The sequence below is a fragment of the Solilutibacter tolerans genome, assembly GCF_900155935.1.
Lineage (GTDB): Bacteria > Pseudomonadota > Gammaproteobacteria > Xanthomonadales > Xanthomonadaceae > Solilutibacter > Solilutibacter tolerans.
Genome location: NZ_FTLW01000001.1, coordinates 156,186 through 176,142, shown reverse-complemented (window position 1 = coordinate 176,142; position 19,957 = coordinate 156,186). Strand labels below are relative to the sequence as shown.

21 protein-coding genes and 1 other RNA gene are annotated in these 19,957 nt (G+C 61.9%); 3 read left to right on the top strand and 19 right to left on the bottom strand.

The genetic code is table 11. From position 1 onward, the window contains the following. Position 1: 1 nt before the first annotated feature. From ftsW to rsmI, 10 genes are all read right to left on the bottom strand, one after another. Positions 2-1,444, bottom strand: coding sequence for a putative lipid II flippase FtsW (ftsW, locus tag BW989_RS00850; protein WP_076584624.1), 1,443 nt, complete (start codon positions 1,442-1,444; stop codon positions 2-4). Beyond that, a complete protein-coding gene (gene mraY, locus BW989_RS00845) occupies positions 1,444-2,532 on the bottom strand; it encodes a phospho-N-acetylmuramoyl-pentapeptide-transferase (RefSeq protein ID WP_076584623.1) in 1,089 nt (362 codons plus the stop codon). The genes ftsW and mraY overlap by 1 nt, the downstream gene beginning before the upstream one ends. Next, positions 2,522-3,898, bottom strand: a complete 1,377-nt coding sequence (locus BW989_RS00840; RefSeq protein WP_076584622.1) for a UDP-N-acetylmuramoyl-tripeptide--D-alanyl-D-alanine ligase — start codon at positions 3,896-3,898, stop codon at positions 2,522-2,524. The genes mraY and BW989_RS00840 overlap by 11 nt, the downstream gene beginning before the upstream one ends. Further along, positions 3,895-5,367, bottom strand: coding sequence for a UDP-N-acetylmuramoyl-L-alanyl-D-glutamate--2,6-diaminopimelate ligase (locus BW989_RS00835; protein WP_076584621.1), 1,473 nt, complete (start codon positions 5,365-5,367; stop codon positions 3,895-3,897). The genes BW989_RS00840 and BW989_RS00835 overlap by 4 nt, the downstream gene beginning before the upstream one ends. Further along, the gene (locus BW989_RS00830) at positions 5,364-7,118 is read right to left on the bottom strand and encodes a peptidoglycan D,D-transpeptidase FtsI family protein (RefSeq protein WP_484587431.1); all 1,755 of its coding nucleotides are present in this window, start codon (positions 7,116-7,118) and stop codon (positions 5,364-5,366) included. The genes BW989_RS00835 and BW989_RS00830 overlap by 4 nt, the downstream gene beginning before the upstream one ends. Positions 7,119-7,234: 116 nt before the next feature. Beyond that, a complete protein-coding gene (ftsL, locus tag BW989_RS00825) occupies positions 7,235-7,501 on the bottom strand; it encodes a cell division protein FtsL (protein WP_076584620.1) in 267 nt (88 codons plus the stop codon). Then, entirely contained in the window at positions 7,498-8,451 is a 954-nt protein-coding gene (gene rsmH, locus BW989_RS00820) for a 16S rRNA (cytosine(1402)-N(4))-methyltransferase RsmH (protein WP_076584619.1), read from the bottom strand. The genes ftsL and rsmH overlap by 4 nt, the downstream gene beginning before the upstream one ends. Then, on the bottom strand, positions 8,448-8,903 hold the full coding sequence (mraZ, locus tag BW989_RS00815; RefSeq protein WP_242651241.1) for a division/cell wall cluster transcriptional repressor MraZ: 456 nt from the start codon (positions 8,901-8,903) through the stop codon (positions 8,448-8,450). Before mraZ ends, rsmH begins: the two co-directional genes overlap by 4 nt. Positions 8,904-9,218: 315 nt before the next feature. Further along, positions 9,219-9,570, bottom strand: an RNA gene (rnpB, locus tag BW989_RS00810) — RNase P RNA component class A. A 32-nt stretch (positions 9,571-9,602) separates the two neighbouring features. Next, positions 9,603-10,427: a 16S rRNA (cytidine(1402)-2'-O)-methyltransferase gene (gene rsmI, locus BW989_RS00805; RefSeq protein WP_207551603.1), complete on the bottom strand. Its 825-nt coding sequence runs from the start codon at positions 10,425-10,427 to the stop codon at positions 9,603-9,605. 116 nt (positions 10,428-10,543) lie between these two features. Between rsmI and BW989_RS00800 the strand changes: the two genes are divergently transcribed. From BW989_RS00800 to BW989_RS00790, 3 genes are all read left to right on the top strand, one after another. Next, positions 10,544-11,875 (top strand): penicillin-binding protein activator, encoded by a 1,332-nt coding sequence (locus tag BW989_RS00800; protein ID WP_076584616.1) that lies wholly within the window; start codon positions 10,544-10,546, stop codon positions 11,873-11,875. Continuing rightward, positions 11,865-12,239, top strand: a complete 375-nt coding sequence (locus tag BW989_RS00795; RefSeq protein ID WP_076584615.1) for a YraN family protein — start codon at positions 11,865-11,867, stop codon at positions 12,237-12,239. The genes BW989_RS00800 and BW989_RS00795 overlap by 11 nt, the downstream gene beginning before the upstream one ends. Positions 12,240-12,310: 71 nt before the next feature. Beyond that, the gene (locus BW989_RS00790) at positions 12,311-12,898 is read left to right on the top strand and encodes a TlpA disulfide reductase family protein (RefSeq protein WP_076585218.1); all 588 of its coding nucleotides are present in this window, start codon (positions 12,311-12,313) and stop codon (positions 12,896-12,898) included. Here BW989_RS00790 and thiL read toward each other — a convergent pair. From thiL to glyA, 9 genes are read right to left on the bottom strand one after another with little or no spacing between them, the layout of a single operon-like run. After that, positions 12,888-13,844: a thiamine-phosphate kinase gene (gene thiL, locus BW989_RS00785; RefSeq protein ID WP_076584614.1), complete on the bottom strand. Its 957-nt coding sequence runs from the start codon at positions 13,842-13,844 to the stop codon at positions 12,888-12,890. The genes BW989_RS00790 and thiL overlap by 11 nt on opposite strands. A gap of 12 nt (positions 13,845-13,856) precedes the next feature. Then, on the bottom strand, positions 13,857-14,318 hold the full coding sequence (nusB, locus tag BW989_RS00780) for a transcription antitermination factor NusB (protein WP_076584613.1): 462 nt from the start codon (positions 14,316-14,318) through the stop codon (positions 13,857-13,859). Further along, positions 14,315-14,782, bottom strand: coding sequence for a 6,7-dimethyl-8-ribityllumazine synthase (gene ribH / locus BW989_RS00775; protein WP_076584612.1), 468 nt, complete (start codon positions 14,780-14,782; stop codon positions 14,315-14,317). Before ribH ends, nusB begins: the two co-directional genes overlap by 4 nt. A gap of 30 nt (positions 14,783-14,812) precedes the next feature. After that, complete coding sequence (gene ribB / locus BW989_RS00770) at positions 14,813-15,913, bottom strand: 3,4-dihydroxy-2-butanone-4-phosphate synthase (RefSeq protein ID WP_076584611.1); 1,101 nt, start codon at positions 15,911-15,913, stop codon at positions 14,813-14,815. Then, positions 15,910-16,509 (bottom strand): riboflavin synthase, encoded by a 600-nt coding sequence (locus tag BW989_RS00765; RefSeq protein WP_076584610.1) that lies wholly within the window; start codon positions 16,507-16,509, stop codon positions 15,910-15,912. Before BW989_RS00765 ends, ribB begins: the two co-directional genes overlap by 4 nt. Further along, positions 16,509-17,609, bottom strand: a complete 1,101-nt coding sequence (gene ribD / locus BW989_RS00760; protein WP_076584609.1) for a bifunctional diaminohydroxyphosphoribosylaminopyrimidine deaminase/5-amino-6-(5-phosphoribosylamino)uracil reductase RibD — start codon at positions 17,607-17,609, stop codon at positions 16,509-16,511. Before ribD ends, BW989_RS00765 begins: the two co-directional genes overlap by 1 nt. Further along, positions 17,606-18,121: a transcriptional regulator NrdR gene (gene nrdR / locus BW989_RS00755; protein WP_076584608.1), complete on the bottom strand. Its 516-nt coding sequence runs from the start codon at positions 18,119-18,121 to the stop codon at positions 17,606-17,608. The genes ribD and nrdR overlap by 4 nt, the downstream gene beginning before the upstream one ends. Further along, complete coding sequence (locus BW989_RS00750) at positions 18,121-18,654, bottom strand: energy transducer TonB (protein WP_129582777.1); 534 nt, start codon at positions 18,652-18,654, stop codon at positions 18,121-18,123. The genes nrdR and BW989_RS00750 overlap by 1 nt, the downstream gene beginning before the upstream one ends. Next, positions 18,647-19,915, bottom strand: coding sequence for a serine hydroxymethyltransferase (gene glyA, locus BW989_RS00745; protein WP_076584606.1), 1,269 nt, complete (start codon positions 19,913-19,915; stop codon positions 18,647-18,649). Before glyA ends, BW989_RS00750 begins: the two co-directional genes overlap by 8 nt. Between the last annotated feature and the right edge of the window lie 42 nt (positions 19,916-19,957).

Below are 19,957 nucleotides of genomic sequence, written 5' to 3'. Positions count from 1 at the left end.
CTCATCGGCCGGATGCGCCTCCGAACGAAGGTTCGATGCGCTCACGGCGCGGATGTGATTCGGTCCGCTTGGCTTTCGGCGCACGATCAAGCAGGCGTGCGATGGTGCTGCGTGTGCGCTCGCCCGCTTCTGCCAACATGTCGGCTGCCATATTCGCCGCTTCGCGAACCGGCTTGGCTGATGTTGCTTGTGATTCGTTCGAAGCCGGCACGTTGGTCACAGTAGAAGTCGATGCCACGGATGCTGGTGTCACAGCATCACGACGCAGAGCCACTTGGCGACGCGCGCGTTCGAGCTCCCACGACACGCGAAGCAGCAAGCCCACGCCGACGCAGGTCACCAAGATGCTAGAGCCACCCGAGGACACCAGCGGAAGCGTCAAGCCCTTGGTCGGCAGCAGCCCCAGATTCACGCCGATCGATACGAAGGCCTGCAGGGCGATCCACAGACCAATGCCAAAAGCGAGATAGCCCGCGAAGTGACGACGCATCTCTACACACTTCAGACCGATCCAGAATGCGCGGCCAACCAGCGTGGCGTACAGGCCAATGACAAGGCACACGCCGATGAAGCCCAACTCTTCCGCAATCACCGCCATGATGAAGTCGGTGTAGGCCTCAGGCAGGTAGGAAAGCTTCTGCACCGAAGCGCCCAGGCCCACGCCAGCGAATTCACCGCGCCCCACGGCCATCAATGCATTGGTCAACTGGTAGCCGCTGCCAAACGGGTCAGCCCACGGATTGCGGAACGACACCATGCGCTCAACGCGATAGGGCTCCAGCAAGATCATCAAGGCCAGCAACGGCACCGCGGCCAGCGCCGGCAACACCATGCGCGGCATGTGCACGCCACCTAGCACCATCATGCCGGCGGTGATCGCCAGCACCAGCGCGGTGGTGCCGAAGTCCTTATGGACCAGCAGCAGAATGCCTGAGAACGCCAAGGCTACGCCAAACGCCTTGAACATCGCCGTCCACGTACCTTTCACTTCATCCGAAAAACGTGCGAGATAACTCGCGAGCCACACGATCAGGATCAATTTGACCGTTTCTGCAGGCTGGAAGCCGATCGGTCCCAGGCTGATCCAGCGACGCGCACCCTTCACCGTGTGGCCCAAGCCCGGCACCAGCACCAATAGCAAGATAAGGATGCCGATGATCGGCAAGAATCGGCTGTACTGTTCGATGCGGCGAATGTCGCCGCGTGTCATCGCAATCCATGCCAACAACAGGCCAGCAGCAAGAAAGGCCACATGGCGATTGAAGTAATACAGCGGTGCCAGATCACGGCTTTCCGCGATGGCGAGCGAGCTCGACGCCACCATCACCAGACCCAACGCGGCCAAGGCGATGAAGCAACCCAACAGCCACGGATCGAAGCGACCCTTGATCGCATCGAAGCGCGTGGCTTGGCGGCTGGCAGCGGTGTCGAAGCGTCCGTCCATCAGCGCACCTTCAAGGTCGCAAGGCCGATCAAGACCAACACCACCGAGATGATCCAGAAGCGCACGATCACGCGCGGCTCCGGCCAGCCCTTCAGTTCAAAGTGATGGTGAATCGGCGCCATCCGGAACACGCGTTTGCCGGTCAGCTTGAAGCTGGCAACCTGGATCATCACCGACAGCGTCTCGATCACGAACACGCCGCCCATGATCACCAGCACCAACTCCTGGCGCACGATCACCGCCAGCGTGCCCAACACCGCACCCAATGCGAGCGCGCCGATGTCGCCCATGAACACCATCGCGGGATAGGTGTTGAACCACAGGAAGCCAAGACCCGCGCCGGCAATTGCAGTGCAGATGATCAAGAGCTCGCCCGCGCCGGGCACTGCCGGGATCTGCAAGTACTTGGAGAATTCCGCGTGACCCGAGGCATATGCGAAAACACCCAATGCGCACGCCACCATCACCGTCGGCATGATCGCAAGGCCATCCAGGCCGTCGGTGAGGTTGACCGCATTGGAGAACCCCACGATCCAGAAATAGGCGATGGCGACGAACCCGATGCCGGCCAATGGCAAAGCCACCGACTTGAACAGTGGCACGTAGAACGTCGTTGCTGCCGGGACATCGGCATACGCATACAGATAGATGCCAGCAGCAAGGCCCAGCAAGGACTGCAACGCGTACTTGGTACGCGAACGCATGCCGTTGGGATCGCGCTTGACGATCTTGATCCAGTCATCCCACCAACCGATAGCACCGAAGCCGATCATCACGGCCAGCACTACCCATACATATTTGTTGCGCAGATCGCCCCACAGCAGGACGGCGGCAAGAATCGTGATCAGGATGAGCGCGCCGCCCATCGTGGGCGTGCCAGCCTTGGAGAAATGCGACTGCGGACCATCGGTGCGGATCGGCTGTCCACCGCTTTTGAGCGACGACAGATAGCGAATTACACGCGGCCCCCACCACAACGACAGAGCGAGTGCGGTCAGCGCCGAGAGGATCGCGCGGAATGTCAGGTACTGGAACAAGCCGAAATGGCCTTGCAATTGTTCCAACCAGCGGGTGAGTTCAAGCAGCATTTGTGTCCTCCCCTTGCAACAGCGCGGCAACCACGCGATCCATCGCGCTACCACGCGACCCCTTCACCAACACGCGTACACCCTCGTGCATGTTCTTCTTCAATGCTTCGGCCAAGGCTTCATGGCTGTCGAAGCCCATCGCACCATCACCAAAGGCATCCGAGGCATGTGCCGACAACACGCCCAAGGTGAACAACCTGGCAATACCAGCCGCCTTGGCGCGACGACCCACTTCTGCGTGCAACTCGATTTCATCCGCACCCAATTCGCGCATGTCGCCCAGCACCAACCAGGCCTCGCCACCACCTGAGGCCAAGGTGTCGATGGCGGCATGGGTCGAGCCCGGGTTGGCGTTATAACTGTCGTCGATCAATTCGGCGCCACTGCGCAAACGGCGTGCAACGCCACGACCGGAGACCGGCATCGATGCTTGCAGTCCCACGCGAATTGTGTCGATGTCGATACCTGCGGCCAGCGACATGGTCGCCGCGGCCAAGGCATTACTGATGTTGTGACGGCCTGGCAGAGCGAGTGCAACATCGACATCACCCGCCGGCGTGGACATGTGGAAGCGTGAACCCACTTTATCGAGATTGATATCGCTGGCGAATACGTCAGCTGATGCCTCAAGTCCAAAACGCAGAATGCTGCGACCGTGCGCACGCTCGGCGAAATATGGGGCGAATGCATCGTCGGCATTGATCACCGCGACGCCATCCGCAGGCAGCGCGTCGTAGATTGCCGCCTTGGTATCGGCGACGTTAAGCAACGAGCCCATGCGCTCGAGATGAGCCGGAGCGATGTTGTTCACCAACGCAATGTCCGGGCGAACGATCTCGGTCAGGTACTTGATGTCGCCCAACTTGCCCGCGCCCATTTCGTACACGGCGAAGCGTGCATCTTCAGGTGCCGCAATCGCAGACAGCGGCAGGCCGATCTCATTATTGAAATTACCGGGGTTAGCGTATGCACCACCGGCTTGCTCCAGAATCGACAACAGCAATGTCTTGACACTGGTCTTGCCGTTGCTACCGGTCACCGCGAACACCTTGGTCCCGCGCTCACGTTGCAAGCCACGCGCCAACGCGCCCAAGGCCAGCTCTGTATCAGCGACGACGATCTGCGGAATAGAGGCATCGACTTCGTGCGCCACCAATGCCGCAGCTGCACCCCGTTCGGCAGCAGCGGTCACATGCGCATGGCCATCGAAATTTTCTCCGCGCAAGGCCACGAACAACAGCGCGCGGCCATCTGCATCCGGAAGTTTTCGGGTGTCGGTGGAGACGCCTTCGATAATGACATCGCCATCACCGATGACGCGGCCACCGATCAGTTTCGCGATCTGGGAAAGCGGCATCGAGTTCATGTGCGCGCCTCCAATAGTTCACGGGCCACGGCCATGTCGTCGAAGTCGTACTTGACGCCAGCGACCTCCTGATAGGTTTCATGCCCCTTGCCCGCCACCAGGACGATGTCATCCGCAGACGCATCACCGATAGCACGGGTGATTGCAGCGCGGCGATCGCGCAACACAATCGCCGCATGGGGATTTTCGAATCCGGCAACGATATCGGCGACGATGGCATCGCCATCTTCCGTGCGCGGATTGTCATCGGTGACGATGACCTGCTCGCTCAATTTTTCAGCGATTGCCGCCATTTGCGGGCGCTTGCCGCGATCACGGTCGCCGCCGCAGCCAAACACGCAAGTCAGCTCACCCTTTAGATGGGCACGCAAGGATTGCAGCGCCTGCTCCAACGGGTCGGGCTTGTGCGAGTAGTCGATGACCACGAGCGGCAACACACCATCGCCACCCAAACGATTCATTCGACCTGCAACGGGCTGCAAGGACTCAAGCACGTCGACGATTTCGCCGAAGCCGCGTCCCTCCGCCAGCAACACGCCAGCGACCGTCAGCAGGTTGTCGATGTTGAAGCGACCCAGCAATGGCGATTGCAAATGACGCACGCGATCACCGATGCGCAAGTCGAAGCCGATACCTCGCGCATCCAGCACGATATTGGTCGCCGCAATATCGGCATCGACGTTGCCCGATGCGGAAATGCCGATGCCGCGAATCGGTGCCGCCAGTGACTTCAGCAGTTGATTGCCGAAAACATCATCACGATTGATCACCGCCGCACGCAAGCCGGGGCGCGAAAACAACTTGGCCTTCGCCGCGCCGTACGCTTCCATGTCGCCGTGGTAATCGAGATGATCGCGAGTGAGATTGGTGAATACCGCGATGTCGTAATGCACCGCATCGACACGCCCTTGATCAAGCGCGTGCGAACTGACTTCCATCGCCACCGCCTTGGCCCCTGCATCGCGCAGATCCGCCAGCATTTCGTGCATGGGCAACACCAGCGGCGTGGTGAAGCCAGTGGCGACCTCCTGACCATACAAGCCCACACCCAACGTGCCGATGGTGCCGGTGCGTATGCCGATCTTCTCGAAGGCCTGCGCAACCAGCTGCACCGTGGATGTCTTGCCGCTGGTGCCGGTCACACCCACCATCGTCATCGCTTTCGACGGCACACCATGAAATTGGTCAGCCATCGCGCCCATACGTGCGCGCAAGCCAGGCACGGCAATCGCATCGGTCGGCGCAGGCAAATCATCGGGCGCAGGCGGCTCAAACAGGATCGCCACGGCGCCTCGCTCGCGTGCTTGATCGACAAAACCCAGGCCGTGCGCGCCGAAACCGGCGATAGCGACAAAGGCATCGCCCGGACGTACCGCGCGGCTGTCCATCACTAGGCCCGTGATTTCAAGATCGGCCGGAATGCCAGCGACATCGGGCAGCAATTGACTGAGCAAGAGGCGGCGGGTCATTGACCAGCCTCCAACGGCTCTGGCAACGGCATTGGCAATGTAGCCGCAGCTGGCGCAGGCACTGCTGCAGGCGCACGCGCGATCACCGGCTGGCCTTTCATTTCCTTCGACTGCGCGGCGATCCAGCTGTCGATGTCATCCGGCGGCACATCCTGCAAACGCAACACACCTTCCATCACATTGTGGAAGACGGGTGCCGACACCAGGCCGCCGTAATAGGAGCCGCGACTCGGATCATTGACTGCAACCACCATCGCGTAGCGCGGATTGGCGACTGGCACGAGGCCTGCAAAATACGAAACATAACGACGCGAATAACCGCCGCCGCTGGCCTTGCGCGCGGTACCGGTCTTGCCGGCCACGTGATAGCCCAAGATCGCGGCCTGCGTAGCGGTACCGCCCGGCTCGGTCACCGTTTGCATCATCCGCACGATGGTGCGTGCAAGATCTGGCGTGATCACCTGTTTGCGTTCACCCTGCTCGTCCTTGATAAAAGTCGGACGAATCGACACGCCATCGTTGCCCAGCGTGGCGTAGGCATGCGCAATCTGCATCGGCGTGGCGCTTATCGCATAACCGTAGGACATCGTCTGCTTGGTGGTGCCGTACCAACGTGCGGGCGGCGAAAACAACCCGGCAGCTTCACCCGGAAAACCAATTCCCGTGCGCTGACCAAAGCCAAATTTTTGAAAAAAATCGTACAGCTGCTGATTGCTGAGCTTGTGTGCGATGAGCGACATGCCCACGTTCGAGCTTTTCTTGATCAACCCGGTCGTATCCAGCACACCGTAGTTATGCGTATCGGTGGTGCGGTACTTGCCGTTGGCAATCCAGCCAGGGCTGGTGTTGAATGTCGATTGCGCGGTGATGACGCCGTTTTCGATGCCCGCGGCAACCGTCAGCGGCTTGATGGTGGAGCCGGGCTCGAACAAATCAGTCAACGCACGATTGCGATGCGCTTCGCGATTGGCCGAGCCCACGTTGTTCGGATTGAACGACGGCAGATTGGCCATCGCCAGCACTTCACCGGTTTCGACATCCAACACAACGGCTGAGCCACTGGAGGCGCCGCTCTGCTCGAGCATCGCCTTCAGCTCGCGGTAGGTCAGGTACTGGATGCGGCGGTCGATAGTGAGTCGCACATCCTTACCAGGCTGGGCAGCACGCAACAGGTCGACGTTCTCGACGATCCGGCCACGGTTATCGCGGATCACGCGCTTCAGGCCTGGCTTGCCGCGCAACCACTCATCCAGCGCCAACTCGACACCTTCCTGGCCAAAGTCATCGACATTGGTGAAGCCCAGCACGTGTGCGAAAGCTTCACCTTGCGGATAGAAGCGACGAAACTCACGCTGCGAATACACACCCGGAATACCCATCGCCACCACGCGTTGGGCAATTGCAGGATTGATGCGGCGCTTGACCCAGAGAAATTCTTTTTCGGCCTTCTGCGATACGCGGCGACGCAACTCATCCTCCGACAAGCCGAGCGCCTTGGCTAGCTTGCGAATGCCTTCAGGGGATTTCGACAACTCTTGCGGATTCACCCACACTGATTCCACTGGCGTCGATACCGCAAGCGGCTCGCCATTGCGGTCGGTGATCATGCCGCGCGTGGTCGCGACTTCCACCTCGCGCTGAAAACGCTCATCGCCCTGTTTTTGATAGAACTCGTTGTTCACCAGCTGCAGGTTCACTGCGCGGCCCACCAAAGCAACCGCACACAGGGCCAAGCCACCGCCGACCAACATCAGGCGTTTGCGTACGTCATAACCTTGACGGCCGCTGTTACGCACCGGCGGCTGGCGCGGGCGATCACGACGCGGGTCGGCGCCATGGCGATGTTGGCCGGTGCGCCCGAACATGCTCATGGACGCACCACCACGATGTCATCTGCCACCGGCAGCACCATACCCAACCGCTCACGCGCGGTGCGATCAATCAGCGTACTTTCAGCCCACGTTGCTTGCTCCAACTGCAGGCGACTGAATTCGACATTGAGCTCGTCGCGCACCTTTTCCAGGCGATTCAACTCAACGAACAACTGGCGATGACGATGGCGTGCCATCACCACACCGACTGCACTGGCGATATTGAGTGCGATCAAAAGGCCAATAAGGAAGCGAGCACTCATGCGGCTTCTCCCAATTTTTCCGCCACGCGCAATACAGCGCTGCGTGCACGCGGGTTGGATTTGATCTCGGCCTGATCGCCCTTGATCGCACCACCTACCAGCTTCAACGTGGGACGGAACGTATCCATCTGTGGCAAACGACGATCCGCCGGTGGCGCCTTCGCATGCGCGGCCATGAAGCGTTTGACGATGCGGTCTTCCAGCGAATGGAAGCTGATCACGGCCAGACGACCTTCGGGCTTGAGCGCGCGATGAGCAGCTTCAAGCCCGGCTTCCAGATCCTGCAGCTCGCGGTTGATGTGGATGCGGATGGCCTGGAAGCTGCGTGTGGCCGGATGGATGCCTTCCTTGCCACGCGGCATCACTGAGGCGATCAAATTCGCCAATTGCAATGTGCGGGTGATCGGCTGCTCTGCGCGATACGCGACGATGGCGCGCGCGATGCGACGGCTCATGCGTTCTTCGCCATACGTCCACAGCACATCGGCGATGTCGCGCTCGCTGGCCTCCGCCAACCACTCGGCCGCACTCTGCCCGGCGCTGTCGTCCATGCGCATATCGAGCGGACCGTCCTTGCCGAAGGAAAAACCGCGCTCAGCGACATCCAGCTGCGGCGACGACACGCCAAGATCAAACAGCACACCATCGAGACCTTCCGATGTCGCATCCCACTGACCCAAATGTGCGAAGCTGCCGTGATAGATCGCGATGCGCGCATCGTCGGCAAATTTCGCACGCGCTTCGGCGATCGCGGTCGGATCCTTGTCCATGACCAACAGGCGACCGTCATCGCCCAACTGCGCCAGCACACCGGCGGCATGACCCCCGCGACCGAACGTGCCATCGAGGTACACGCCGTCGGCGCGGACGCGCAAACCATCCAACACCTGGGTGAATAACACCGGGAGATGCGAGGGCGGTGGCGAGACGACGGCTTGGGCCGCGCTCACAGACGCAGCTCCATCATTTGCGGACTGAGATCGTCGTCGCCGACGGTCTGGCGGATTTGCGCGTGGTGCGCCTGCTCACTCCACAGCTCGAACTTGTCGCCCATTCCCAGGAGAACAGCTTTCTTCTCTATACCCACCGCACTGCGATGGCTGGCCGGCACGCTGATGCGGCCGCTGCCGTCCAGCTCCACATGCGCTGCGGAACCCACCAAGGTGCGCTGCAGGCGGCGATGCGCGCTGAGCGTGGTCGGCAAGGCATTGACCTGGTCGCGCACGCGCTCCCACTCGGTCTCCGGATACAGGAACAGGCAACCGGACTCGAACGGGTTGTAGGTGATCACCAAGCGATTGCCGCACGCCTCCGCCACCTGCTCGCGATGAGCGGTGGGAATGGTCAGACGACCTTTGTCGTCGACTGTGATGGCGGTCTCGCCTTGGAACATGACGGTCAGGCTGGCCCGGCGCGGAAAGGAGACTTCAGGATGACACAGGAAACCACAAATTCCCCGGATATCCCACTTGCCGCCACATTAGGATTCACCCACAGGCTTGTCAACAAGTTTCAGTGGTTTTTTTTCAGCCTCGTCAATGACTTGCGTGAAACTTCAGAAACTAGTCGAAGGTTTATCCACAAGCCCTTGTTCCGTCTCAAAACGTGAGACAGACACCTGTCGTTCAGCTTCATTTATGAATGGGAGCGCGCGAATTCCGATGCTTCATCCCCTGCCGCGGGCGTCGGGAATTGCGCGGCTTCGGACAGAAGAAAGTGGCGGAGCCGGCCGATAAGCCGGGTTCTGTCTGGGACAGTCATTCCTCTCGGCCCTGCATCACTGCAGGGCTCCAGCAACCTACCCGGAGGCGTCGCGGGCCACGACATCGCCTCCCTATTTGGTCTTGCTCCCGATGGGGTTTGCCGTGCCGGCCGGTTGCCCGGCTCGCGGTGCGCTCTTACCGCACCATTTCACCCTTGCCGTCCCGCTCGCGCGGTCTTGGGCGGTATCTTTCTGTTGCACTTTCCGTCGGCTCACGCCGCCCAGGCGTTACCTGGCATCGCACCCTGTGGAGCCCGGACTTTCCTCGATGTGCACAATGGCACGTCGCGACTGTCTGGCCGACTCCGCCGCGGTCATTTTCGCACGTTCTGCCGGCGATCAGCTGCCGCCGTACAAGGCTTTTCTCGGCGCCCCCGTCAATTCAGCCGCCAGCTTGGCCGCGGTCGAGGGCGGCAGGTGCTCGGCCAGCTTGGCGTAGACGCGCTTGCCCTCGGCGAGTTTGGCGGCTTCGTCATCGCCCGCGCCCTCGATCAGCACCACGAATTCCCCCTTCTGTTGATTGGGGTCTTGGTCGATGCGGCTTCGGAGAGCGCCAAGCGGCCCATCCAGCACAGTTTCAAACAGCTTGGTCAGCTCCCGGGCGACGACCGCGTGGCGATCCGCGCCAAAGACCGAAGCCGCATCGCCCAAAAAGTCGAGGATCCGATGCGAGGATTCATAGAAGAGCAACGTGCGCGACTCGCCCGCCAGCGCCTGCAAGCGATCCCGCCGCCCGCCCGCTTTGGCCGGCAAAAAACCTTCGAAGGCGAAGCGATCGCTGGGTAATCCCGCCACGGACAGTGCCGCGATCAGCGCCGCGGCCCCCGGCACCGGGCTTACTCGCACGCCAGCCTCACGCGCGGCGCGGACCAACCGATAGCCGGGATCGCTGATCAGCGGCGTGCCCGCGTCCGACACCAGCGCCAGCGATTCGCCCGCCACAAGGCGCACCACCAGCCTCTCGGCGATCTCATCCTCGTTGTGGTCGTGCAGCGCGATGAGCGGGGTATCGATGCCAAATTGCTGCAGCAACGGACGGGTGCGGCGGGTGTCCTCGGCGCAGATCGCGGCGACTAATTTCAGCGTTTCGACCGCGCGCGGGCTGAAATCCCCCAGGTTGCCGATGGGCGTGGCGACGACATGCAGGGTTCCGGCGGCGGGCAAGTTCAAGCGGATTCCGGGCGTGGGTAGGCACATCCTTATACCGCGCCCGGGCAAATCGACGTGGCAAAGACCGCAACACACACTAGAATCGGGCCATCCCCTGTCAGGATCGCGCCATGCGCCTCGCCTTCAAGCACATCGTCCTTGCCACCGGTCTGGCCGTCTTGGCCGGTTGCGTCAGCGCGCCGACGCAGGGGCCGGTCCGCGAAACCGTGGCATCGCCCGCCTTCACCGAAGCGCACCAATTGGCGCAGGTCGACGCCCGCGGGAATGCGGCGCGAATCGAAGCCTTGCTGGCATCGCTGGATGATGCGGCCCTGTCCCGCCATACCGCTGCACTGGCCGCCAACGACCCGCTTTACCCGTTCGCCGGCCGCGCGATGTTGCGCCGCGGCCTGCAACCACCGCATGCCTTTGATCGCGGTTGGAATTTCGACGGTCGCCAGGCCGCCGCGGCTGATGGTTACCGCCCGCCGAACAAGGTAGCCATCTTGCTGCCGCTATCCGGAAGCCTTTCCGGCGCGGCCAAACCGGTACGCGATGGCTTTCTGGCCGGCTATTACGCTGAAACCCGCCAGCGCCCGACGATCACCTTCTATGACTCCGCCAGCGGCGTGAACGGCGCTTATCAGAAGGCGGTCAGCGAAGGTGCCGACTACGTGGTGGGCCCGCTCGATCGTGAGCAAGTGAGTGCGCTGTTCACCCAGGCCAATTTGCCGGTACCGGTACTGGCCCTCAATCGCGGCAGCCGCGGCGCACCTGCTGGCAGTGTCAGCTTCTCGCTGGCACCCGAAGACGAAGGCATCGCCGCTGCCGAGTATCTGCTTGGGCAAGGCGCGAAGAACGTATTGGTACTGACGGGCCCGGATGACACCCTGCGTCGTACCAGCGCCGCGTTCCGTGAACGCCTGCAGGCACGCGGTGGCGTCGTGGTCGATCAAATCAGCTTGAGCAGCAATGCCGATGCATTGCCTGCGCAGCTGACCGCAGCCGCAGCGAAGGGTGAGGTCGATGCGGTTTATTTCGCCGCCCGCGGTGACCACACCGCCTCTGCGATCCCCGCCATCAATTCGCAACCTGCATTGGCGAACGCGCGCCGCGTGGGCGCATCGCAAATAGCCAGCGGTATTGACTCCGCGGCTGAGATCGCGCTGCTCGATGGTGTTGTCTTCCCTCGCGAATCGCTGGGTAACCGCCAGTTGTCAGGCATGCCGGGCAACCCCGGCGCGCTCACACCCACGGCAGCGGGTGCGGCGGGACGCTTGTTCGCCTTCGGCTATGACGCCTGGTTGATCACCGCGTACCTGGAGTATTTGGCGACGTCACCGCAAAAACCCGTGCCCGGCGCAACGGGTGGATTGCAACTCGATGGCTTCGGCAACGTGCTGATCACGCCGACATGGTCGGTGATGCGCAGCGGCGTGGCGATGCCGCTCGGTGGCCGCTGACCCGCGACACCAAGCCGGCGCGGCGGCCGAATACGCCGCCGCCCAATACCTTGTTTCGCAAGGGCTCACCTTGCTTGACGCCAACGTGCGCTATCGCGATGGCGAGCTTGATCTTGTGATGAGAGACGGCGGCACGCTGGTGTTCGTCGAAGTTCGCTATCGCGCCAACGCGGAGTTTGGCGGTGCCGCGGCATCGGTAACCCCGACCAAGCAGAGGCGGCTGATCCGTGCAGCCACGCGCTATTTGGCTGCGCATCCAGCCTATGCCGCATTGCCCTGCCGCTTCGATGTGATCGGCGCTGAGGGCGACCAAATTGCACCGCAACTTACTTGGCTGCACGCTGCATTCGATGCGGGCAGATAAGTTTCAACATCAAGCGCAATCTTGCATCATCCATCGATAGAGCCACACAGGGGAAATGTATGTATATGTCCATGTCGCGTTGCTTGCAGGCACTGATGTTGACGCTTTGCGTTCTGATCGCACCAACCGTGTTGGCGGCTGAAAAACAAGAAAAAGAATTGCCGCCTTCCCCCGGCACCGGCACGTCACCACCGCCGGATCTTGGCAAGGATCGCAACGGCAATCCGGTTGACCTATCGAGACTCAAGGGCAAGGTTGTGATCGTGACTTTTTGGGCATCCTGGTGCGGACCTTGCCGCAAGGAACTGCCAGTACTCGGTCACTTCCAGAAAGTGGTGGGGCGCGATGCATTGGAAGTTATCGCGGTGAATCACAAGGAAGATCGCCGCGACTTCATCAATGTCGTACGCGCCAATCGCAACATCGACCTCACCTGGGTGCCGGACAGCCAAGGCAAACTCAACGATGCCTGGGGCGTTAGGTCCATCCCGCGCATGTTCATCATTGATCGCGAGGGCCATATCGCCCTCAGACACATCGGCTACAGCGAGGAGTCGCTACCGGGCATCATCGATGAAATCCTGAGCTTGCTGCCAGAAGAGGTGAAATCACGACCTGGTGGTGGTCAACAACCCAACAGCGCGAAATCTAGCCGCTGAAGTGCTCATGTCCGACTGATATCGGCTGCCACGCATCCCCGTCCAGCAAGGCGCGAACGCCATGTGCCTTCGTGATGCGCCCGATTCGCGTTACCGCCACCCCTGAGCTCCGAGCGGCGTCTTCCACATGCCTACCCGCATCTGCAGGCGCGGTGAAGCACAACTCGTAGTCATCGCCGCCAGCCGCCTGCAGATGACGGCGTGTCTCTAGGTCTTCGCCCGTAAACGCGAAAAATGTGGACGATGCGGGTAACGAATCGACATCAACTTCCGCCCCCACTCCGCTCGCCTTGCAGATGTGCCCAAGATCGGCAAGCAACCCATCCGAGACATCGATGCATGCATTCGCGATACCGGATAGCGCGCACCCCAGCGCGATGCGCGGTGTCGGTCGATCTAGTCGTTCACGCAATGCAGCCGGCATGGCTTGGCCCGACTGCCATAGCGACAACGCTGCAGCCGCATCACCCAATGTGCCGCTGACCCAGATGTCATCCCCTGCCTTTGCACCGTCGCGCTTTAGCGCATGCCCTGGCTCGACAAATCCGATGACACTCACGCAAATCGACAATGACCCGCGCGTGGTATCGCCGCCTATCAACGCAACACCATGCATCGAAGCCAGTGCCATGAAGCCGTCAATGAAAGCATCCACCCATGCGTCATCCGCTTGCGGCATCGACAAGGACAGGCTGCACCAAGCAGGCTGCGCACCCATTGCGGCCAAATCGGAAAGATTTACCGCCAGTGATTTCCAGCCGATGTAATAAGGCGCAGTTTCCGCCGGAAAATGAACGCCGCAGTTGAGCGTGTCGGTAGCGACGACGAGTTGCATACCTGGCGACGGCGTGAGCAAGGCCGCGTCATCGCCAATCCCAAGCACTACATCACTGCGCGTGCCTGCACGGGCGCGAATGCGTGCAATCACGTCGAATTCGCCGGACACGGCCTGCGTCTCTCAGCCGCGCGCGGCCTGCACTTCCACGCTGCGCCACTCGGCGGCCAACTTATCCAGCACGCCATTGACGTAGGTGTGGCCGTGCTCGGCGCCGAAACGCTTGACGGTTTCGATTGCCTCATTGATGACGACGCGATACGGCACATCCACGCGATGCTTGAACTCATACGCCGCGATGCGCATCACTGCGCGCTCGACCGGATCGACTTCGCTCACCTTGCGATCCAGATGCGGCAGCAAGCCTGCGTCCAGTGCGGCTTCGTGTTGCATCACCCCGCGCACCAGGTCCTCGAAATATTCGAGGTCGGCGATTTCGTGTGCTTGCTCGTGCGCGAACTGCGCGATGACCTGCTGCGCATTTCCACCCGACATTTGCCAGGCGTACAGCGCTTGCATCGCACGACGACGTGCGCGGGTGCGATGCACCGGATCAACACCATGCGGACGACGAGGCGGCTTCATGAGAATCGCGCCAGAAGATCGGACATTTCGATGACGACCATCGCGGCCTCCTCACCTTTGTTGCCATGGCTACCGCCAGCGCGTGCCTCGGCATCTTCCACGCGCTCGACCGCCAAGACGCCATTGGCGACCGGCAAGCCGAACTCCATCGCGACATCCATCAAGCCTTCAGAGCACCCATCGGCAACATGCTCGAAGTGACGCGTATCACCGCGCACCACACAGCCCAGCGCCACGATGCCGGCATAACCACCGGTCGATGCCAAACGCGCAGCAATCACCGGCAACTCCCACGCACCGGGCACACGGAAGACATCTACGGCGTCCTCGTCCACGCCATGGTCAGCCATCGCCTTGCGCGCACCTTCGAGCAAAGTCTCGGTGATGCGGGCGTTCCAGCGACTGGCGATGATGGCAAAGCGGGCGCCTTCCGGGGCGCGCAGGTCGCCTTCAAAACTGGGCATGGGCTTCTCGGGACTACAGGGCCTACCAGTTTACCGCGGCGGCAGCGCCACGTATTCCACGACTTCCAACCCGAACCCGGCCAAACCCACCTGTTTGCGCGGAGTGCCAAGCACTTTCAGCTTGCCGTAGCCGAGATCGGCCAGAATCTGGCTGCCCGCACCATTGCGTCGCCATTCGCTGGCGCTGGGCGTGGGGGATGCCGCTTCGTTGCGGATCCGCGCCAGCAAGGCTTCCGCGCCGGGCGCCGCTTCGGAGAGCATCAACAACACCCCCTGCCCGGCCTCGGCGATCGCCGCCAGCACGTCACCGGCCAGTGGGCCGAAGTCATCGCGCTGCCAGTGCAATGCATCCGCCAGCACGTTTTGCATCTGCACGCGTGCGAGCGTGGGGGATGTGGCATCGGCCTCGCCCTTCTGCAAGGCGAAGTGCACGCCATGACTCAGGCGATCACGATACGTATGAAGCTGAAACTCGCCGTGGTCCGTCGTGATCTCACGCGAATCGATACGCTCGATGGTGTGCTCGGTCTCGAGACGATGGCGGATGAGCGCTTCGATCGAACCGATCTTGAGGCCATGCTCACGCGCAAAGACTTCGAGCTCCGGACGACGCGCCATCGTGCCATCGGCATTGAGGATCTCCACCAGCACACCGGCAGGCTCAAGGCCCGCAAGCAAAGCCAAGTCGCTCGCCGCCTCGGTATGACCGGAGCGATTCAACACGCCGCCCGGCTGCGCCATCAACGGGAAGATGTGTCCTGGCTGGGACAAGTCCTTGGGCGATGCATCAGGCCGCACCGCGGTGCGGATGGTATGCGCGCGATCGTAGGCGCTGATACCGGTGGTGACGCCTTCGGCCGCCTCGATCGACACGGTGAAATTGGTGTGGTGCTGCGAGGTGTTGTCGCGCACCATCGGATTGAGACCCAACTGCGCGGATCGCTCGCGCGTGATCGACAGGCACACCAGACCACGCGCATGGGTGACCATGAAGTTGATGTCGGATGGCTTGACCAATTCGGCGGCCATGATCAGGTCGCCTTCGTTCTCGCGGTCTTCGTCATCGACGATTACGACCATGCGGCCGGCGCGGATTTCCTCAAGCAATTCGGGAATAGTGGCGAAACTCATGCGTCACGTTGCTCCAAGATGCGCCCGACATACCGGGCGACCACATCGATTTCCAGATTTACCGCATCGCCCACTTGCGTATCAGCGAACGCGGTATGTGAAACGGTATGCGGCACCAACGCGACATCGAACGTCGTGTCGTCCACCGCATTGACGGTCAGGCTGACGCCGTCGACGCATATCGAGCCTTTCTTTGCCACATATTTAGCGAGCTCCGGCGGCATCGAAAAGTGCCAGCGCTGCGCGCGCGCATCGTCCTGCACATCCAGCACGCGGCCCATGCCATCGACATGCCCGCTGACCATGTGACCACCCATGCGCTCGGTCGGCTGCAGGGCGCGCTCCAGGTTCAACGCAGCGCCTTCGCTCAATCCGCCCAAGGTGGTCAGCGACAACGTCTCGGTCGAGACATCCGCGCTGAACGATGCATCATCAAATCCCACCACGGTCAGGCACACGCCGTTGACCGCGATGCTCTCGCCCATCTCGACTGCGTTAAAAGGCAGCGATCCGGTGTCGATGTGGATGCGGATGTCGCCGCCTTGCGGCTCGAGTGCACGCAAGCGGCCCACGCCCTGGATGAGACCGGTGAACATCAGGCCACCTCCGGCTGAAACAGCAATCGCGAATCAGGGCCGATCTGACGTGCGTCGACCAGCTTTAGCTTCAACGCATCGGTCATCGTGTTGATATCGAGGCCATCGAACATCGGGCGGGCTTTGTCGCCCAACAATACCGGCGCCACGTAGATCAACAGCTCGTCCACCAATCCTGCGTGCAAGAAAGCACCCGCAAGCGTCGCACCGGTCTCGACCTGCACTTCGTTGATCTCGCGGCGACCGAGCTCTTCCAGCACTTCCTTCAAATCCAGCATGCCGCGCGTGACCGGCACGGGATGCCGTTGCAAAGGAATATCGCGCGGCGGCTTGGCATCGGGCGCATGGAAATACAAGGTCGGCACATCGCCTTGGCGCACGTTGCCGCGTGCGACGGTGGCAAGGCCGGGATCCAGCACGACGCGAATCGGCGGGATGAAATCGGTCTTGTCCTGCAAACGCACGGTCAAATGCGGATCGTCGGCGAGCACCGTGCCAGCGCCCGTCAGCAATGCGCCACAGCGCGCGCGCCAGTGATGCACGTCCTCGCGTGATTCCGCGCTGGTGATCCATTTGGAATCGCCATTGGCCAAGGCCGTGCGCCCATCCAGGCTGACACCCAACTTGACCCGCAGCCAAGGCCGGCCACGCTCGATGCGCGAGAAGAAGGCGCGATTGAGCACGCGAGCTTGCGCCTCCATGAGGCCGTCGGCCACTTCGATACCGGATGCGCGCAGCTTTTCGAAACCCGCACCTGCCACTTGTGGAAACGGGTCGCGCATCGCCGCGACGACTTTCGTCACCCCCGCTTCAACCAGCGCATCCGCGCATGGCCCGGTGCGTCCAGTATGCGCGCAAGGCTCCAAGGTTAAGTAAGCCGTGGCACTTCGCGCGGCATCGCCTGCAGCCTTGAGGGCTTCGATTTCGGCATGCGGGCCACCGGCACGCTGGTGCCAGCCTTCCCCGACGATCGTTTCGTCTTTTACCAGCACGCAGCCGACCATCGGATTGGGTTTGGTCGTGTAGCGACCGCGCTCGGCGAGTTGCAATGCGCGCGCCATCATCCGGTGGTCGAACGATGTGAAAGTGGTCGATGTCATTTCTTTCGCTTGTCCTGGCGCGGCGTGCCCTCCAACAAGGGCAGCTGGCCTTCTCCGGGAAGGTCGCGTTGCAGGCGGTCCAGTTCCTCGCGGAAATCGTCTACGTCCTCGAACGCGCGATAGACCGATGCGAATCGCACGAACGCGACCTGGTCCAGTTTGCGCAACTCGGCCATCACGAACTCGCCCACGCGACGCGAGGCCAATTCACGCTCCGCCGTCATGCGCAGGTCATGCACGACAGCGCGCACCGCAGCTTCGATCTGTTCTTCCGAGACCGGGCGCTTGTGCAAGGCGCGGTCGAAGCTCTGGCGCAGCTTGCGCGCATCGAACAACTCGCGGCGACCGTCGGACTTGATGATCGCCGGCAGTTTCAGCTCGATCGTTTCCAGCGTGGAGAAACGCTCGCCGCAGGCTTCGCATTCGCGGCGCCTGCGAATCGTCGCGCCATCGTCGCTAACGCGCGAGTCGATGACGCGGGTATCACCGTGCTGGCAGAAGGGACAGTGCATCAGTCCCCATCGCCATCGCGCTGATCGCGGGAGCCGCTGCCTCGACCAGCACGAAACACCACCGGCACCGCGATAACACTGGTGACCGCGGCGCCATCGGCCGTCGCGGGCTTGTATGCGGCCGTGCGCAGCGCGCGCTTGGCAGCGATGGAATAAGGCGCCGACGTCGCACAGATCGCTTCGGAGGCAATGGCAGCGCCATCGGCGCCGACCAGTACGGCGATCACGGCGATGCCGAATTGGCCCTCCAGCCCGCGCGGGGGCACGACGCGCCCACTCGAGATCACTTCCACAGGCGTGCTCGACGTGACCGGCGTAGGGGTCACTGGCCATGCGTCGCCGAAGACCTCGGCCATGGTTTTCCCGGCAAAGGGCTGCACATCGCCCGGCTTGCAGGTCACGGGCAGATCGCGGGCGCCGGCCCGCGAGTAATCGGTATCACTGCTGAGCGCCGTCGACTGCGCCCATGCGGGTAGACCGCACGACAGTGCCACCATGGCGAGGAACAGCCGCGCGCGCAGCATCTCAGCCATACACCGGGAATTGCTTGCACTGCTGCTCGACGTTTTCACGCACGCCCGCGATGACGTTTTCGTCCTTCGGGTTGTCCAGCACGTCGCATATCCAGTGAGCCAACGCCACGCAATCAGGCTCCTTGTAGCCGCGTGTGGTCACCGCTGGCGTTCCCAGGCGCAGGCCCGAGGTCACGAAGGGCTTGCGCGGGTCATTCGGCACCGAGTTCTTGTTGACGGTGATGTGCGCGCGGCCGAGCGCCTCTTCCGCGTCCTTGCCGCTGACGTCCTTACCGATCATGTCGACCAGCATCAGGTGGTTCTCGGTACCGCCGGAAACGATCTTGTAGCCGCGCGCGATGATCACTTCGGCCATCGCCTTGGCGTTCTTCACCACTTGTTCCTGATAGGCCTTGAATTCCGGCTCCAACGCCTCCTTGAACGCGACCGCTTTGCCGGCGATCACGTGCATGAGCGGGCCACCCTGGATCCCGGGAAACACGATGGATTGCAGCTTCTTGGTCAGCTCTTCGAAGCCTTCGCCGGCGCCCTTTTCGCTCGCGACGATGATGCCGCCACGCGGACCACGCAGGGTCTTGTGGGTGGTCGATGTCACCACGTGCGCGTGCGGCAACGGGCTGGGATAGACGCCAGCGGCGATTAGTCCTGCCACGTGTGCCATGTCGACAAAGAAGATCGCACCGACCTTGTCGGCGATGGCGCGCATGCGTGCCCAATCGACCACCTGCGAGTAGGCGGAGAAGCCGCCGACCAGCATCTTGGGCTTGTGTTCGATGGCAAGGCGCTCGACCTCGTCGTAATCGATCATGCCGTTGTCATCCACGCCGTACTGGATGGCGTTGAACAACTTGCCCGAGGCATTCACCTTGGCACCATGGGTCAGGTGGCCGCCATGGGCCAGCGACATGCCGAGGATCGTATCGCCCGGCTGCAACAAGGCCAGATATACGGCCTGGTTCGCTTGAGAGCCGGAGTGCGGCTGGACGTTCGCATAGTCGGCATCGAACAACTTCTTCAATCGATCGATGGCCAGCTGCTCGGCGACATCGACGAATTCACAGCCACCGTAGTAGCGCTTGCCCGGATAACCTTCGGCGTACTTGTTGGTGAGCTGGCTGCCCTGGGCTTCCATCACCATCGGGCTGCAGTAGTTTTCCGAGGCGATCAGCTCGACGTGATCCTCCTGGCGACGCACTTCGCCGGCAATCGCGGCGGCTAGTTCGGGGTCATAACCTTCGATACGGGCATCGCGGGGGAACATCCGTCTACTCCGGGGCAGGAAACCCCCATTGTAGCGGGCCGG

Coding starts and splice junctions, on each gene's coding strand:
- ftsW (WP_076584624.1), bottom strand. CDS start 1,444: ATGGACGGACGCTTCGACACCGCTGCCAGCCGCCAAGCCACGCGCTTC.
- ribD (WP_076584609.1), bottom strand. CDS start 17,609: ATGACATCGACCACTTTCACATCGTTCGACCACCGGATGATGGCGCGC.
- BW989_RS00765 (WP_076584610.1), bottom strand. CDS start 16,509: ATGTTCACCGGTCTCATCCAGGGCGTGGGCCGCTTGCGTGCACTCGAG.
- BW989_RS00830 (WP_484587431.1), bottom strand. CDS start 7,118: ATGTTGGTCGGCGGTGGCTTGGCCCTGTGTGCGGTTGCTTTGGTGGGC.
- nusB (WP_076584613.1), bottom strand. CDS start 14,318: ATGAAGCCGCCTCGTCGTCCGCATGGTGTTGATCCGGTGCATCGCACC.
- mraY (WP_076584623.1), bottom strand. CDS start 2,532: ATGCTGCTTGAACTCACCCGCTGGTTGGAACAATTGCAAGGCCATTTC.
- ribH (WP_076584612.1), bottom strand. CDS start 14,782: ATGCCCAGTTTTGAAGGCGACCTGCGCGCCCCGGAAGGCGCCCGCTTT.
- ftsL (WP_076584620.1), bottom strand. CDS start 7,501: ATGAGTGCTCGCTTCCTTATTGGCCTTTTGATCGCACTCAATATCGCC.
- BW989_RS00750 (WP_129582777.1), bottom strand. CDS start 18,654: ATGGCTGAGATGCTGCGCGCGCGGCTGTTCCTCGCCATGGTGGCACTG.
- BW989_RS00790 (WP_076585218.1), top strand. CDS start 12,311: ATGTCGCGTTGCTTGCAGGCACTGATGTTGACGCTTTGCGTTCTGATC.
- BW989_RS00835 (WP_076584621.1), bottom strand. CDS start 5,367: ATGACCCGCCGCCTCTTGCTCAGTCAATTGCTGCCCGATGTCGCTGGC.
- ribB (WP_076584611.1), bottom strand. CDS start 15,913: ATGAGTTTCGCCACTATTCCCGAATTGCTTGAGGAAATCCGCGCCGGC.
- glyA (WP_076584606.1), bottom strand. CDS start 19,915: ATGTTCCCCCGCGATGCCCGTATCGAAGGTTATGACCCCGAACTAGCC.
- BW989_RS00840 (WP_076584622.1), bottom strand. CDS start 3,898: ATGAACTCGATGCCGCTTTCCCAGATCGCGAAACTGATCGGTGGCCGC.
- nrdR (WP_076584608.1), bottom strand. CDS start 18,121: ATGCACTGTCCCTTCTGCCAGCACGGTGATACCCGCGTCATCGACTCG.
- BW989_RS00800 (WP_076584616.1), top strand. CDS start 10,544: ATGCGCCTCGCCTTCAAGCACATCGTCCTTGCCACCGGTCTGGCCGTC.